Annotated in this window: 11 protein-coding genes; 2 read left to right on the top strand and 9 right to left on the bottom strand. The window is 60.5% G+C overall.

Going from position 1 to position 15,793, the window contains the following annotated elements; all coding sequences use genetic code 11:
- Positions 1–55 precede the first annotated feature (55 nt).
- Positions 56–1,777 carry a ubiquinone-dependent pyruvate dehydrogenase gene (gene poxB, locus SB13_RS15895; RefSeq protein ID WP_026741290.1) on the top strand — a complete coding sequence of 574 codons (1,722 nt, stop codon included), beginning with the start codon at positions 56–58 and terminating at the stop codon, positions 1,775–1,777.
- Between the two features lie 21 nt (positions 1,778–1,798).
- On the opposite strand, the gene SB13_RS15890 is transcribed toward poxB, so the two are convergent.
- Positions 1,799–3,082 (bottom strand): citrate synthase, encoded by a 1,284-nt coding sequence (locus SB13_RS15890; protein ID WP_026741289.1) that lies wholly within the window; start codon positions 3,080–3,082, stop codon positions 1,799–1,801.
- A gap of 268 nt (positions 3,083–3,350) precedes the next feature.
- Between SB13_RS15890 and SB13_RS15885 the strand changes: the two genes are divergently transcribed.
- On the top strand, positions 3,351–5,669 hold the full coding sequence (locus tag SB13_RS15885; protein ID WP_026741288.1) for a Tex family protein: 2,319 nt from the start codon (positions 3,351–3,353) through the stop codon (positions 5,667–5,669).
- Between the two features lie 48 nt (positions 5,670–5,717).
- Here the strand turns inward: SB13_RS15885 and SB13_RS15880 are convergent, their stop codons facing one another.
- From SB13_RS15880 to SB13_RS15845, 8 genes are all read right to left on the bottom strand, one after another.
- A complete protein-coding gene (locus SB13_RS15880) occupies positions 5,718–6,557 on the bottom strand; it encodes an ABC transporter permease (RefSeq protein WP_026741287.1) in 840 nt (279 codons plus the stop codon).
- Complete coding sequence (locus SB13_RS15875; RefSeq protein WP_026741286.1) at positions 6,557–7,552, bottom strand: ABC transporter permease; 996 nt, start codon at positions 7,550–7,552, stop codon at positions 6,557–6,559. Before SB13_RS15875 ends, SB13_RS15880 begins: the two co-directional genes overlap by 1 nt.
- Positions 7,553–7,577: 25 nt before the next feature.
- Positions 7,578–9,278 carry an ABC transporter substrate-binding protein gene (locus tag SB13_RS15870; protein ID WP_026741285.1) on the bottom strand — a complete coding sequence of 567 codons (1,701 nt, stop codon included), beginning with the start codon at positions 9,276–9,278 and terminating at the stop codon, positions 7,578–7,580.
- A gap of 111 nt (positions 9,279–9,389) precedes the next feature.
- A complete protein-coding gene (locus SB13_RS15865) occupies positions 9,390–11,069 on the bottom strand; it encodes an ABC transporter ATP-binding protein (RefSeq protein WP_026741284.1) in 1,680 nt (559 codons plus the stop codon).
- A gap of 488 nt (positions 11,070–11,557) precedes the next feature.
- The gene (locus SB13_RS15860) at positions 11,558–12,790 is read right to left on the bottom strand and encodes an ABC transporter permease (RefSeq protein ID WP_026741283.1); all 1,233 of its coding nucleotides are present in this window, start codon (positions 12,788–12,790) and stop codon (positions 11,558–11,560) included.
- A complete protein-coding gene (locus SB13_RS15855) occupies positions 12,787–13,473 on the bottom strand; it encodes an ABC transporter ATP-binding protein (RefSeq protein ID WP_036151883.1) in 687 nt (228 codons plus the stop codon). Before SB13_RS15855 ends, SB13_RS15860 begins: the two co-directional genes overlap by 4 nt.
- Positions 13,474–13,485: 12 nt before the next feature.
- Positions 13,486–13,950: a hypothetical protein gene (locus SB13_RS15850; protein WP_026741281.1), complete on the bottom strand. Its 465-nt coding sequence runs from the start codon at positions 13,948–13,950 to the stop codon at positions 13,486–13,488.
- 6 nt (positions 13,951–13,956) lie between these two features.
- Entirely contained in the window at positions 13,957–15,615 is a 1,659-nt protein-coding gene (locus SB13_RS15845) for an alkaline phosphatase (protein ID WP_463605563.1), read from the bottom strand.
- Positions 15,616–15,793 lie beyond the last annotated feature (178 nt).

The raw sequence follows: 15,793 nt of genomic DNA, 5'->3' as shown, positions 1-15,793 counted from the left end.
CTGGAGATACTTCGCCATCGAAGAGATGCCACATCGTCGTAAGGAGCGAAAGCGTATGAAGCAAACCGTTGCCGATTTTGTAGCAAAAACGCTGGAAAGCGCCGGAGTAAAACGTATTTGGGGAGTCACCGGCGATTCTCTGAACGGGCTGAGCGACAGCCTGAACCGCATGGGCACCCTTGCTTGGATGCCGACCCGTCACGAAGAGGTCGCCGCCTTCGCGGCAGGCGCCGAAGCGCAGTTGACCGGGGAACTGGCCGTCTGCGCCGGATCCTGCGGACCCGGCAACCTTCATCTGATTAATGGGCTGTTCGACTGCCATCGAAACCACGTTCCGGTTCTCGCCATCGCGGCGCACATTCCTTCCAGCGAGATCGGCAGCAACTATTTTCAGGAAACGCACCCGGAGGAACTGTTTCGAGAATGCAGCCACTACTGCGAACTGATTTCCAACCCTGAACAGCTTCCGCACGTGCTGGCTATCGCCATGCGCAAAGCGGTCCTCAACCGTGGCGTTTCGGTCATCGTACTGCCCGGCGACATCGCGCTGAAGCCTGCGCCGGAAGACGCATCGACCGACTGGTATCCTATCCCCGCGCCGCGCGTGCTGCCGGTGGACAGTGAGTTGCACAAGCTGGCCGAGCTGCTGAACGCCTCTAAAAACATTACCCTGATGTGCGGCAACGGCTGCGCGGACGCGCATGATGATGTCGTGCAATTGGCGGCCACGCTACAGGCCCCGGTCGTTCACGCGCTCAGGGGCAAAGAGTACATCGAATATGACAACCCCTACAGCGTCGGTATGACCGGGCTAATCGGCTTTTCATCCGGCTACCACGCGATGATGAATGCCGATATGGTATTACTGCTGGGCACGCAGTTTCCCTACCGCGCGTTCTATCCGACGGACGCCAAGATTATCCAGATCGACATCAATCCCGGCAGTATCGGCTCCCACTGCCACGTGGACATGGCGCTGCTGGGCGACGTCAAATCTACCCTGACGGCGCTACTGCCGTTATTGGATCAGAAGGACGACCGCCACTTCCTCGATAAGGCGTTGAAGCACTATGCGGACGCGCGCAAGGGGCTGGACGATCTGGCGAAGCCGAACGACAAACAGGAGATTCATCCCCAGTATCTCGCCCAGCAGATCAGCCACTATGCCAGCGAAGACGCCATCTTTACCTGCGACGTCGGCACGCCGACCGTCTGGGCCGCGCGTTATCTGAAAATGAACGGCAAACGCCGTCTTATCGGTTCCTTCAGCCACGGCTCCATGGCCAGCGCGATGCCTCAGGCGCTGGGCGCGCAGTCGGTCGATCCTAACCGGCAGGTCGTGTCGTTCAGCGGCGATGGGGGCTTCACCATGCTGATGGGCGATTTTCTCTCCGTCGCCCAGCTCAAACTGCCGGTGAAAATCGTGGTGTTTAATAACAGCGCGCTGGGATTCGTGGCGATGGAGATGAAAGCGGGCGGCTTCCTGACGGACGGCACCGAACTGCACAATCCCAACTTCGCGGAGATCGCCAACGCCTGCGGCGTCAAGGGCATCCGCGTGGAGAAAGCCTCCGAGCTGGACGCTGCGCTGCAAGAAGCTTTCGCCCACGACGGCCCGGTTCTGCTGGATGTGGTCACCGCCACGGACGAGCTGGTGATGCCGCCGGAAATCAAGCTGGAACAGGCCAAGGGGTTCAGCCTGTACATGCTGCGAGCCATCATCAGCGGACGCGGCGACGAAGTGATTGAGCTGGCGAAAACCAACTGGCTGCGCTAGCCGCCCGCCAGCGCAACACGGTCAGTCGTTTAATGCGGACCGAAAGTCCCGGAGCGGCTGGCCGTTGTACACCTGACGGGGACGATACAGAGTCAGTCCCTGCTCGTGCATCTCTTTCCAATGGGCAATCCAACCACTGGTGCGGCCCACGGCGGCAATGACCGGGAACATCGCGGGCGGCAGGCCCATCGCCTTAAGGATCACCGCCGTATAGAAGTCGGCGCTGGGGTAGAGCCGATGCTCAAGGAAATAAGCGTCGGTCAGCGCCACATGCTCCAGCTCCATCGCCACCTGCAGCAGATCGTCGGCCATGCCCAGTTCGTTGAGCACCTCGTAACAGGTTTTACGCAGGATCGCCGCGCGGGGGTCGAAGTGGTGGTACACCGAATTGCCGAATCCCATCAGATGCATCGCACTGCCGCCCTCTTTCGCCCGACGGACGAACTCCGGAACGCGATCCACCGTTTTGATTTCGCCCAGCATGCGCATACAGGCTTCGTTCGCGCCGCCGTGTCGCGGTCCCCACATAGACGCCAGACCCGCCGCAATACAGGCGAACGGGTTGGCGCCGGATGACCCGGAGGCCCGAACCGCCATCGTCGAAGGACACTGCCCGTGGTCGGCGTGCAGGATCAAAATTCGGTTCATCGCCCGCTCCAGTACCGGATTCACTTCATACTTTTCCGCCGGAATAGAGAACAGCATGTGCATGAAATTCGCGGTGTAAGAGAGCGTATTGCGCGGGTAAACCGCCGGTTGCTCAATGGAGAATTTGTAGCTCATGGCGGCCAGCGTCGGCATCTTCGACAGCAGCCGCACCGCCGCCAGCTCTCTGTCCTCCGGCTGCTCCACATTCAGCACATCGTGATAAAACGCGGCCAGCGCCCCAACGACGGCGCACATCAGCGCCATAGGATGAGAATCCCGACGAAATCCGCTGCACATCCGGCTGATCTGCTCGTGGATCAACGTATGGCGGGTAATCGTCTCTGAAAATGTGTCGTACTCCTTCCGTGAGGGCGCTTCGCCGTGCAGCAGGATAAAGCAGACCTCAAGGAAATCGCACTGTTCCGCCAGCTGTTCGACGGGAAAGCCGCGATGCAGCAGCACGCTGTCGACAGGGTCGATATAGGTAATGGCGGACTCGCAGCCGGCCGTGTTGGCGAAGCCGGGATCGAAGCTGCACAGATTGCGCTCGCCTAAGGGACGGACATCAACCGCCTCTCTCCCCATCACGCCGCGGCGAATCTCCAGCTCAATGTTTTCCTGCCCGCCCACCGTCAGCGTGGATGTTTTTACTGTCATGCCTCAATCTCCCGACCGAATGAACACACTTACCCCGTCGTACTGGCGTAGGCGGTCTAAAATCACCATGGCATCGCTGCCCCTTGTTCATTTAATACGCTAATTTCGCGTTAAGTCACAACAATCTGGCGTAATTTTGATGCAGATAAACTTTCGCCGCAGCCCGCTTGTGCACCGCGTCTGCGTCGGCTGGCATTTTTCGCCGTCAATCCGTATAACTATCGCAAGCTTTTACACCCCTTAATTGAAGACGAGTGATATCAACCTCATGAATGCCTCATTAAGCCATATCATCGCCCAGGAGCTGAGCGCCCGCACCGAGCAGGTCAGCGCCGCGGTTCAACTTCTGGACGAGGGAAACACCGTCCCTTTCATCGCCCGTTACCGTAAAGAAGTGACCGGCGGGCTGGATGATACGCAGCTGCGTCAGCTGGAAGCCCGGCTGGGTTACCTGCGCGAGCTGGAAGATCGCCGCCAGACTATTCTGAAATCCATCGACGATCAGGGAAAACTGACCGACGATTTGGCGCAGTCCATTCGCACTACGCTCAGCAAAACCGAGCTGGAAGACCTCTATCTGCCCTATAAGCCCAAGCGCCGTACGCGCGGCCAGATTGCTATCGAAGCGGGCCTTGAACCGCTGGCGGACAGCCTGTGGGCCGATCCCGCCCAAACGCCGGAAAACGCCGCCGAGGCCTATGTTGACGCCGATAAAGGCATAGCCGACGTCAAGGCGGCACTGGATGGCGCGCGCTACATTCTGATGGAGCGTTTCTCCGAGGACGCCGCCCTGCTGGCGAAGGTGCGCGACTACCTGTGGAAAAACGCGCATCTGGTCTCCCGCGTGGCGGAAGGCAAAGAGGTGGAAGGGGCGAAGTTCCGCGACTACTTCGACCATCACGAGCCTATCGCGCACGTGCCCTCTCACCGTGCGCTGGCGATGTTTCGCGGCCGCAACGAAGGCATTCTGCAACTGGCGCTGAACGCCGATCCGCAGTTCGACGAGCCGCCGCGTGAAAGCTACTGCGAGCAGATTATTATCGACCACCTGGGCCTGCGCCTGAACAACGCCCCCGCCGACGGCTGGCGTCGCGCGGTCGTCAACTGGACCTGGCGCATCAAGGTGCTGATGCATCTGGAAACCGAGCTGATGAGCAGCGTACGTGAAAAGGCCGAGGACGAAGCCATCAACGTATTCGCCCGCAACCTGCACGATCTGCTAATGGCCGCGCCTGCCGGGATGCGCGCCACGATGGGGCTGGACCCCGGCCTGCGCACCGGCGTTAAGGTCGCGGTCGTAGACGCCACCGGCAAGCTGGTGGCGACCGACACGATCTACCCGCATACGGGTCAGGCCGCCAAAGCAGCCGCCAGCGTCGCCGCGCTGTGTATGAAACATCAGGTAGAGCTGGTCGCCATCGGCAACGGCACCGCCTCGCGTGAAACCGAACGCTTCTTCCTCGACACTCAGAAACAGTTCCCCGCGATCAACGCCCAGAAGGTGATCGTCAGCGAAGCGGGCGCCTCGGTCTACTCCGCGTCCGAACTGGCCGCGCTGGAATTCCCTAATCTGGATGTGTCGCTGCGCGGCGCGGTATCTATCGCCCGCCGACTGCAAGACCCGCTGTCCGAGCTGGTGAAGATTGAGCCGAAATCCATCGGCGTAGGCCAGTATCAGCACGACGTGAGTCAGACGCTGCTGGCTAAAAAGCTGGATGCGGTAGTGGAAGACTGCGTGAACGGCGTCGGGGTGGATCTGAACACCGCCTCCGTGCCGCTGCTGACCCGCGTCGCGGGCCTGACCCGCATGATGGCGCAGAACATCGTCAACTGGCGCGACGAGAACGGACGCTTCCTTAACCGCGCGCAGCTGTTGAAAGTCAGCCGTCTCGGTCCCAAAGCGTTCGAACAGTGCGCCGGCTTCCTGCGCATCAACCACGGCGACAACCCGCTGGATGCCTCGACGGTTCACCCGGAAGCCTATCCGGTGGTAGAGCGCATTCTGGCCGTCACCGAGCAAAAACTGCAGGACCTGATGGGCGACGCCAACGCGCTGCGCTCGCTGAAAGCCAGCGAATTTACCGACGAACGGTTCGGGATCCCGACGGTGACCGACATCATCAAAGAGCTGGAAAAACCGGGACGCGACCCGCGCCCTGAGTTCAAAACCGCCAGCTTCGCCGAAGGCGTAGAAACGATGAACGACCTGCTGCCGGGCATGATTCTGGAAGGGGCCGTCACCAACGTCACCAACTTCGGCGCCTTCGTGGATATCGGCGTTCATCAGGACGGGCTGGTGCATATCTCCTCGCTGGCGAACCGCTATGTGGAAGATCCGCACACGGTGGTCAAGGCAGGCGATATCGTTAAGGTGAAGGTGCTGGAGGTGGATTTGCCGCGTAAGCGTATCGCGCTGACGATGCGTCTGGATGAGCAACCGGGTGAAACCGGCGCTCGCCGAGGCAGTCAGGACACAGCCCAGCCGCGCAAACAGGCCGCCAATAAACCGCGTCCGCGTGCGGCCGGGACACCGGCTGGCAACAGCGCGATGAGCGACGCGCTGGCGGCGGCGTTCAAAAAACGCTAACGCCCTCCCCCTAAGAGGGAGAGCGCGCCAGGCGTTCTCCCTCTGCGTTCAGAGCACCGGCAGCACGTTGCGCTTACGACGCAAACGCGGGTTAAGCGCGGTGTGCAGCGCATCACTGAGTAGATTCAGCGCCATCACGGTCAGCATAATCATCACGCCGGGGATCGCCGTCATATACCATCCGGTCCTCAGCGCATCCCGCCCCGTCCCGATCATCGACCCCCAGCTCACGACATTGGGATCGCCCAACCCGAGAAAGGACAGCCCGGCCTCAGAGAGAATGGCATTGGCGATCAGAAGTGCCGTGGAAACCACCACCGGCGTCCAGGCGTTCGGCAGGATTTCACGGAAGATCAGGTGCAGATCGCTTGCGCCGAGCGAAATGCTGGCGCTCACGAACTCCCGCTCGCGCAGCGCCAAAAACTCAGCACGCACCAGCCGGGCAACGCTGGTCCAGGAGGTGATGCCCAGCGCAAAAATGAGAGTGGGGATGGAGGGTTGCAGCACCGCCACCAGGATAATGGCGAGCAGAAACGCCGGGATGGTCTGAAACAGCGTGGTCACGCTGGTCAATACGCTATCGATGCGCCCCCGATAGAAGCCGGACAAGACGCCGACGGCAATACCGATCAGCAGCGCCATTGCGGTTGATGCGACGCCAACCAACAGCGACACGCGCGCGCCGTGAAACACGCCCGCCAGAATATCCCGCCCCATCAGATCGGTTCCCAATGGAAACTGCGCATCCTGACCCGGCCATAGATAAGGCATGCCGACCATATTCAGCGGATCGTCGGGAAAGAGCCGGGACGCCAGACACGCCATCGCCGCCACGCCCAGCAGGATCGTCAGCCCTATTAGCGCGGAAGGTTGTAATAACCAGCGCATTATATGTCTCCTTTCTCTCTTCGGGCCGCCACGCGCCGCCGGCGCGGGTCCAATCCGGCATGCACGATATCCACCAGAAGATTGGACAACACGACCAGTACGCTGCTGAACAGCAATACGCCCAGCAACACCGGGATATCCCGGCTGCGGATGGCATCAAACGACAGCTGTCCCAGCCCCGGCCACGCAAACACCGTTTCCACTACGATGGAACCGCCCAACAGCGCGCTGCTTTGAAGGCCCAGCATCGTGATCACCGGGAGGACGGCATGACGCAGCGCATGACCGAAAATCACACGGCCTTCCCGCGCGCCCTTCGCCCGCGCGGTACGGATAAAATCCTCCGATAGCGTTTCAATCATGGAAGCCCGCGACAGCCGCGCATACACGGCCATGTAGTAAATCGCCAGCGTCAGCACCGGCAGCACCAGATGCGTCGTCACGTCCCACAGCTGTCGCCAGCCGTGGTAACCCGCACCGATCGCCTGCCAGCCGCTGGCCGGCAGCCACGCCAATTTGACGGCAAACAGGACGATCAGCATCAGCGCCACCCAGAACATCGGCGCCGAATAGCCCAACGTGGAGAGAACCGAAATCGCCGAGTCCGCGATGCCGTGGGGACGACGCGCCGACGCCACCCCCAGCAGCACGCCGCCCACCGCCGACAGCAATAAAGCCGTGCCTACCAGCAACAGGGTGGCGGGTAATCGGTCCACAATCAGGCCCATGACCGGCTCGCCAAAACGGAACGAAAAACCCAGATCGCCCTGCAACAGCTGTCCAAGATAAGCCCACAGCTGAGCCAGTACCGAACGGTCCAGTCCGTACAGTTCGCGCAGGTGCTGAATCAGCTCCGGCGAGGCGTTCCCGCTCTCGCTGGCGATGACATCCACCAGATCGCCGGGCAGCAGCTTGAGGAGAAAAAAGTTCAGCGTGGCGATGCAAACCACGATGCCCGCCAGCTGCATCAGCCGGAAAAAGAGATGTTTCGTCATAAGTGCGTCCGCGCGCCGTACGGCGTTATTTTTTGTCGAGCCATACCTGAGCGAAATTGTTCTGGCTGTGATTGAAGGTGTCCGTCACGTTGCGCAGATTTCTGGCCCAAATGCCGAACCACTTGAATTCGAACAGGTTAATTTGCGGAAGATCGCGCTGCACCACGCGCTGTAACTCATCATAAAGCGCCCGACGCTTCACGGGATCCACCTCAATCTGCGCGGCTTCGATCAGCCTGTCCGCCTCGGGGCTGGCGTAACCGGAGGCGTTTGTCCAGGGCGTGCCCTTGCTCTCTGCCTTCGACCAGTAAAGCTGCTCCACGCCCAGCTGCGGGTCGGTCCAGTTGACGCCCCAGGAGCTAGCCAACTGATAGTCGTAATCCTTGAAGACGTTTTTGCTCCAGGTCGCCAGATCGAGCGCCCGCAAGGTCACATCAATGCCGATGGCCCGTAGGGCCTGACGGACGAACTCCCCGGTACGGCGGTAGTCGTCGCCGAAAGGGATGAAGTCGTGATTCAGCGTGAAGCGCCAGCCGTCCGCCTTCTTAGGGAAACCGGCTTCGTCCAGCAGCGCCTGCGCCTTTCTGGGATCGAACGGATACTGCGGCGTGTCGGCGGTATAGAACGTGCTCAGCTGTGAGGAAACGGGACCGGTCGCCGGTTTGGCGTAGCCGCCCCATACCACTTTGACCAGCAGATCTTTATTCACCGCATGTGCGATCGCCTGACGGACTTTCAAATTGCCCAGAATCGGGTCGCGCAGGTTGGGCAGCAGCCAGAACGAGGTCGCAAACCCGTTATAACCCGCCGTATCCAGCGTCAGATTCGGCTGTTTCGACAGACGGTCGGCGTCCGCAAAGGTGACGGGATTGCGTTCGCCGTACTGGATCGCGCCGGTTTCAAACGCGGTCGCGCGGCCCGAGACGTCAGGGATGATTTTAAATATCAGCTTGTCGAGGAAAGGTCTGTCGGGCTGCCAGTATTTATCGAAACGTTCGAGCGCGATATGACTGCCGCGCTGCCACTCCTTGAACACAAACGGCCCGGTGCCCACGGGCTTGTTGTTGTAGGGGTTGTTGGGGATGTCCGTGCCTTCATACAAGTGTTTCGGCAACACCGGCGTCGCCACGACGTCCAGCGCATTGAGCACCACCGGCGTCGGCTTGGACAACGTCAGCACGACGGTATGCGCGTCGGGCGTTTCGGTGCTCGTCAGGTACTGGAAAACGCGGCGGGCATAGGGTGAATACTGCAGCCAGACGTTTTCCGCAGAAAACTTCACGTCCGCCGAACTGAACGGCTGACCATCGTGCCAAAACACGTTTTTGCGCAGAAAAAGTGTCACCGTCAGCCCGTCGTCCGAGACGGCCACTTTCTCTGCCAGCTGCGGCCGCGGCGTCAGGTCTGGCGCATAGTCGAACAGGCCGTCGAAGATTTTGCTGACGACGGTGCGGCCCGGCGTGGAGGTATTGATGAAGAAAGCCAGCGTCGGCGGTTCCGGATGCACCACCGCTTCCAGCGTTCCCCCGCGGACAGCGCCGGTCACGGTATTCGGCAGGCTGCCGACCTCGGCCTGGCCTGCCAGCGGCCACAGCCCCCCAAATACCCCGGAGGCCATGATCGCGCCGGAGATACCGAGAAATCGGCGGCGGTTAATTTCATAGTCGACCATCGCCTCTATAGCGCGGTCGGTGGAACGCGGCGCGTCCGAACTCTGTTTTGGCATCGTCTGTTTCCCCTGGATGAATAAGTCAGACTTTCCTAAAGCCGCCCGGCCCAAGGTAAGGCTGTTCTCTGTATTGTTGTTATCAAGCGCGGACGGCGAGCTGTCACCGACTCAGGCCTGTACCGCAGCCACTTTGGCCTGCCGCCCCGGCACCGCGTCCAACAGCGCACGGGTGTAAGGATGACGCGGATGCTGCCAGAGGTTTTGCGGGTCGCCCNCCTCCACGATCCGACCGCCATTCATGACCATAATGCGGTCGGCGATGTAACGGACGACGGAAAGGTCGTGAGAGATAAATAAATAGGTCAGCCCGAGCTCGGCTTTCAGATCCACCAGCAGATTAATAATCTGCGCTTGCACGGACACATCCAGTGCCGAAACCGGCTCATCACAAATCAGCAACCGTGGACGCAGCACCAAGGCTCGTGCAATGCCGATGCGTTGGCGCTGACCGCCTGAAAATTCGTGCGGGTAGCGTTCGCGCGCCGAGCGCGCCAGCCCGACATCATCGAGGATCCGCTCGATCCGCCGCTCGCGCTCTTGTTTGTCCTTTACGCCGTGGATCGCCAGCGCATAGCCAAGAATGTCGTCGACGCGCTGACGCGGATTGAGGGAGCTGAAGGGATCTTGAAAAATCATCTGCATCTGCTGGCGCCAGGGCAACAGTTGTCGACGCGATAACGACAGCAGATTCTGCCCGTCGAAGGTCACCCGCCCCTGCTGAACCGGCTGGAGCTGCATGATCGCGCGCGACAGCGTGGACTTGCCGCAGCCGGACTCGCCCACCAACCCCAGCGTTTCGCCCGGTCGGAGGGTGAGTGAAACCTCGTTCACCGCCGCTACGCGTCCCCGCTCCGTGTCATAGCCGACCGTCAAGTCCGTGACCGACAACAGCGGCGCCTGCGCGGGTGTCGCCGTGGTAAAACGCGCGGGATCGACCGGCGGCTGAGAGAGCGAGAATCCCTCGGTCGCGCTGTAATGAATTTCCGCCAGCCGGGTTTCGCGGTAATGCAGGCCGGGGTGGGTATGCAGAGACGCCTGCAACAGCCCTTGGGTATACGTGTGCTGCGGATGATGGAGTACGTCGCCGACCGGGCCTTCTTCCAGCTTGCGGCCGTGATGCATCACCGCGACCCGGTCAGCCCACTGGGCTACCACGCCTAAATCATGCGTAATCAGCAGCACCGCCATATTCAGCTCACGCCGCAGTTCGTCGATCAGAGCAAGGATCTCCGCCTGAATCGTGGCATCCAGCGCGGTGGTGGGTTCATCGGCAATCAGCAGGCGCGGTTCGCAGGCTATCGCCATGGCGATCATGACGCGCTGACGCTGGCCGCCGGAAAGGTGGTGCGGGTAATCGTGGAAGCGACGCTGAGGTTCCGGGATTTTCACCCGCGCCAGCAGCTCGAGTGCGCGCTGGCGGGCCTGTTCCCGACTAAGCGGCTGGTGCAACGTGAGGGCTTCCGCCACCTGTTGTCCAATTGGCAGCACCGGATTCAGGGACGTCATCGGCTCCTGGAAAATCATGGAGACCACATTGCCGCGCAGCGCGGCGATCTGGCGTTCGCTGAGTGCTAACACATCGTCACCGTCCAGCCGAATCGACCCGCGAACCTGCGCCTGCTTTGGCAACAGCCGCAGCACGCTTAACGCCGTGGTGGACTTACCGCAACCGGACTCGCCTACCAGCGCCAGCGTTTCGCCCGCCGCTATTTGCAGGTCGAGATTATCCACCGCCACATGACCGGGAAAACGAATGTTCAGTCCCCGTATATCCAATAACGCCGTCATCCAAATACCTTCAATCAACCCACCCGGTGGAAAGCCGTCGCTCGTCAGGAGACAAAGCGCCTTGCTTGCGATGTCCGCGCAGCTGCGCCGAACATGACCCGCTAATTTAAGCGCCGCCCGAATGATTCCCTATGACGTTTTTTTTATTACTTATAGCCACTAATTATTTAGTGATTGAATGATTATCCGGCCGGAGAGGATCCGCCAAGCGCCGCGTTAACCACATCAATGCGGGAGAGAAAGCGCGGTAAAGACCAGAGGCGGCGAGATCCCGCGTGAATAGCCGCAGCGGGCGGAACAGCGTCAAGGAAACTCACCGGCAATCAGCAAGACCATCGAAGAAGCGGCGACCGCCCATCAGTGAAAGATGACAGGTACAGTGCATGATCGGAAACAGTCGGAAATCAGACGTTCCGCAATCAGAAAAAAAGCCCGCCCCCCTTAACGACGCGTAGTGCGAGCTGATTGCGCAGAGCCTGGACTGCGGACTACGCTTCCCGCAAAGCCTCCGCCGGAGAGTGTCGCCAGGACAACATCGCGGGAACGGTGAGTACCACCGCCGCGATCACCAACAGCAACAGCGAGAACTGAATATCCTCCTCGCCAAGCGTGACGGGCAGAACAAAACCGCTTATCTCACTCATCACCACGGCAATCGTCTTCGCCGCGAGATAGCCGAGCCCGACGCCCGCCAGAATGCCCGAGCTGACCAGCAGCATCAGTCCGGACCAGACCAGCAAAAAGATGCCGGAACGCGGCGCCCCAAAAGCGCGGAGCGCGCCAATCTGCCTGCGACGCTGATGCAGATGCAGCACCGCGACCATCGCGACGGCAATGCCCACCAGCCCCTGCGTGCCCATCGCCACGTAGTCCAGCAGCAGGCGGATATCCCCCAAAATGCCGTAGAGCTTGACCAAGACCTCGCCGGGGAACACCGCCAGCGTGGTGTCCGTGCGGAACTGGGCGCGCAGCTGATAGGCCCCGGCAATACTTTTCGGTTTCACCACGATAGCCGGCATGCCCGCGTGCGTTTCGGCGTCGTGCTCCTCCGCCTCATCGCCATCGTGATGATGTGCCTCATCGCCGTTATGCTCGTGTCCCGGCACCGCGATGCCATGCACTCGCCACACCGCCGTGACCGGCACCAGTATGGCGCGATCCCAAGCGCTGCCGTCTTCCGGCAGCACGCCGACGACGGTGTAGCGGACATTTTCGTGCGAGTGCGCGCCGCTTTCCCCGACGCGGCCGTGGATCGGACTAAAGGTATCGCCGGGTTTCATGCCGGTATGCGCGCCGACGACGGCATCGAAATCCTGTTCAAACACCCGACCGGCCTGCAACGACCGCTTACCGTTCTCCGTCACCAGCGCCGTCGTCGTCCCCACGACCGGCATGCCCTGATAGAAATCGCCGAACGCCACCGGCGCGGCCCACTCGACCAACGGATGATGCGCCAACGTTTCCAGCACCGATGCCGGGATCAGCGTCAGCGCCGACGGTTGCAGAAAGACCGATGACAGTACCAGCTGCGTTTCGCTGCCCGGCGCGCCAATCACCAGATCGAAACGGTCCGCCGCCCGCGCGCTCCCTTGCTGTAGCGCCCGTTCCTGGAGGCTAACCGCAATACTCAACGCCGTCGCCAGCGCGATCAGCAGCATGACGACCAACATGCCAGGCCACAGCCTGCGCATATCGGCCCGTAATAACGGCCAGGGGATCATTCCGTCTGCTCCTTATTTTTCTCATCCGACACAATTCGTCCTTGCTCCAGCCGGATGCAACGCGCCATTCCGTCGGACAACTGACGATCGTGCGTGACCGTAATCAGCGTCGTGTGCGTATCCCGCGCCAGCGCGATTAGCAGCTCGGCGAGCTGTTGGCCGTTATGGCGATCCAGACTGGCGGTCGGCTCATCGGCGACGATCATATCCGGCTCGCCCAGCAACGCTCGCGCCACCGCTACCCGCTGTTTTTCACCGCGAGACAGTCGTTCCACCGTCCGTTTTCCCGTCTCCAGCCCCACGCGTTCCAGCAGCTCCGCCGCCCGAGTTTTCAGCGCGCGGGGCAGCCGCCAATGGTGAAAGCGCGCGGGCAGCAACACATTCTCCAGCGCCGACAGGCCGGGAAATAAATGAAAGTCCTGCATGACCAGACCGACGTGGCGAGCGCGCCAGCGATCGCGACCGGCTTCGCTGAGGGTTAATAACTCTTGCCGATCCCAGCGTAGTGAACCGCTGGCGCGGCCATGAAGCCCCGTCATCACATTGATCAGGGTGGTTTTGCCCGATCCGGACGGCCCGACGATCGCTACCCGCTCTCCCTCCGCAATATGGAGATGCGGAATGTCTAATACGGGCTCCGGCAGATCGGGAAATGTCACCTGTAATTGCGTCATCTGTATCATCGCAACCGGCTCCTATGGCGTTTTGAAGTGCGCGTCGCGCAGGCGTAGCAGGCTGACGAACCCGCTTTCCGGATCGGTCCACGATCCATATTCCAGCACGCCATCCACCTCGATAATGGTGTTGTTCTGCACGAAGGTCTGCCGCTTGCCGAGATAGACCACGACGATATCTTCCGGCCAGTCCGCATCCGACGAACAAAACGGGCACAGCGCCATCGGCATTTTGGTCAGGACGAAGAATTGCGCCTCCGCCTTCAACGGCGGCGCCATGAATCCCCGCATTTTCACGCGTTGCCCCGACAGCGTTTTTACGTCGTTGGAAAATTCGGCGCCCAGCACGCCGAACGAGGCATACAGCTTGTCGAATGACAGTTCAGGGACCGAGGCCGCACGCACGGGCTGCATCACGCTCAGAGAGAAAATAAGCAGGCACAACGGGGCAATCAGCCCCGTGGCAAAACGTGTTAACCGCGGCATAACACGTTATTTCTTCGCGGTGTTGCGGGCATCGATAGCCAGCGCATCGACGATCACCCGGAACAGCTGCGTGTTGTCCATATAGCCGCGGATGGCTTCTCCGCCGGGGCCGCTGGCCTGAATCACCATGTCGTCCACGGCATGTACGCCGGTATCGACCGAACGCGGCAAAATGCCTTCGCGCAGCACGGCGCCGGGGACAGAGGCATAAGCCTTGTTGGCGACGTACTGGTCCTTTTCATTTTTCACCGACGGGACGAACGTGCCATCCAGCTTCGGACGGAAGGTTTCGTAGTAGTCCGGGTAGTTGTTGAAGAAGACCGCCAGACGTTTGGAGACGTTAACGTCATCCGGATAGCCGTCTTTATTGGCATCCTGATAGTTCGGGTAGCCCGCATCTTCATACACGCCGACCTTCTCACGCATCTCCGTACCCGGCTTATCGTCATCCACCGTACCGATGATGGAGATGCCGTGGGTGTGGTCGCCGGTCACGATGATCAACGTGTCCGGGTGCGTTTCCACAAACTTCTTCGCCACCGCCACAGACTGGTCAAGCATGATGGTGTTGTAGAACGCGCGCTCCCAGTCCAGCGGGTGAGAAGCCTTGTCGATCAACGCCGATTCCACCATCAGGAAGAAACCGTCTTTATTTTTGGACAGCACATCCAGCGCCGCCTGCGTCATTTCCGTCAGATCCGGCTGGTGGGGGAATTTCTTGGCGACGTCGTTTTTCAGGAAGCGACGGTCAAGCACGCCGTCCATGTTGCCGGTGTGGAACAGGCCCAACAGTTTGGTGGCGGTCGCCGCGTTCTGTTTCAGCGTCTGCGCGTCCGTCGCCAGCGTATAGCCGGCCTGCTGGAACTTCTCGACGTAGTTGATATCGTCTTTGCGCTTTGAGCCCGGAATGCTTTTCGGCAGGAAATAAGCCGAGCCGCCGCCCAGCATCACGGTTGGCTGCACGTCGTAAAACATGGACGCGATTTCGGCCTTGTCGGCGCGGCGGCGCGTGTGCGATACCACGGCGGCGGGCGTCGCATCTTCCAGCTCGGCATCGCTGACGATGCCGAGCGCCATATTGGTCGAACGGGTCACCAGCTCTCCCAACGTTTCCTGCTTGGGATGTTCGAGCGAGTTTTTACTGCGGCTGACGTAAACCCCAATCGCGTTGACGCCGGACTTATGGCCAGTCATGTAAGCGCTCATCGTGTTGGCGCTGTCCGCCGCGATGGAGTCAGTACTGGACGTACCGGCGAACGCCATATATTGCAGGTCGTCGATCGCCAGTTTTCCGGCGGCCTTTCCTTCCGTGATCCCTTTGGACAGAATGCGTGCGCCGGNGCGGTGAGCCACCGACAAACCATCGCCAATAAACAGGATCACGTTTTTCGCCTTACGGGTCTGCGGAGCCGGATAAACCTCCCAGCTGACCTTGGCGGTCTTGCCTTTGGCCTGCGCTTCAACGTCATAACGACCCGCCTGCGTCAGACCGACGTCGCGGACCCACACGGTAGATACGGGAGCGCCGTCTTCGCGTTCGACGAACGTGGCCTGTTTGCCCAGCACCTGCTGGTAGTCGCGGCCGTTGATCTGAATGCGGATATCTTCCGGCTTCAGCACCTCGTCGAACTCAACTTTGAAGTCGAATCGCCCACCCGCCGGCATAGTCGCGCGGTCAATGGGATAAATAGCCTGTGCGTGGGAGAAACCGGGCAGAGATGACGCCATTAACAAGGGGAGTAGCCAACGGAGTTTCATTCTATTTATGTCCTTCGCAGTTAATCATGGTCCGGACATAAGCTAGTGATGATTTCTTACATTTTGATGAACCCCGTCACAACTG

The sequence above is a fragment of the Lonsdalea quercina subsp. quercina genome (genome assembly GCF_000688695.1).
GTDB classification, from domain to species: domain Bacteria; phylum Pseudomonadota; class Gammaproteobacteria; order Enterobacterales; family Enterobacteriaceae; genus Lonsdalea; species Lonsdalea quercina_D.
Note: the sequence above shows the minus strand (reverse complement) of the source record. Positions and strands in the feature narration are given on the sequence as shown.

Coding starts and splice junctions, on each gene's coding strand:
- poxB (WP_026741290.1), top strand. CDS start 56: ATGAAGCAAACCGTTGCCGATTTTGTAGCAAAAACGCTGGAAAGCGCC.
- SB13_RS15855 (WP_036151883.1), bottom strand. CDS start 13,473: ATGATACAGATGACGCAATTACAGGTGACATTTCCCGATCTGCCGGAG.
- SB13_RS15880 (WP_026741287.1), bottom strand. CDS start 6,557: ATGCGCTGGTTATTACAACCTTCCGCGCTAATAGGGCTGACGATCCTG.
- SB13_RS15850 (WP_026741281.1), bottom strand. CDS start 13,950: ATGCCGCGGTTAACACGTTTTGCCACGGGGCTGATTGCCCCGTTGTGC.
- SB13_RS15875 (WP_026741286.1), bottom strand. CDS start 7,552: ATGACGAAACATCTCTTTTTCCGGCTGATGCAGCTGGCGGGCATCGTG.
- SB13_RS15890 (WP_026741289.1), bottom strand. CDS start 3,082: ATGACAGTAAAAACATCCACGCTGACGGTGGGCGGGCAGGAAAACATT.
- SB13_RS15870 (WP_026741285.1), bottom strand. CDS start 9,278: ATGCCAAAACAGAGTTCGGACGCGCCGCGTTCCACCGACCGCGCTATA.
- SB13_RS15860 (WP_026741283.1), bottom strand. CDS start 12,790: ATGATCCCCTGGCCGTTATTACGGGCCGATATGCGCAGGCTGTGGCCT.
- SB13_RS15885 (WP_026741288.1), top strand. CDS start 3,351: ATGAATGCCTCATTAAGCCATATCATCGCCCAGGAGCTGAGCGCCCGC.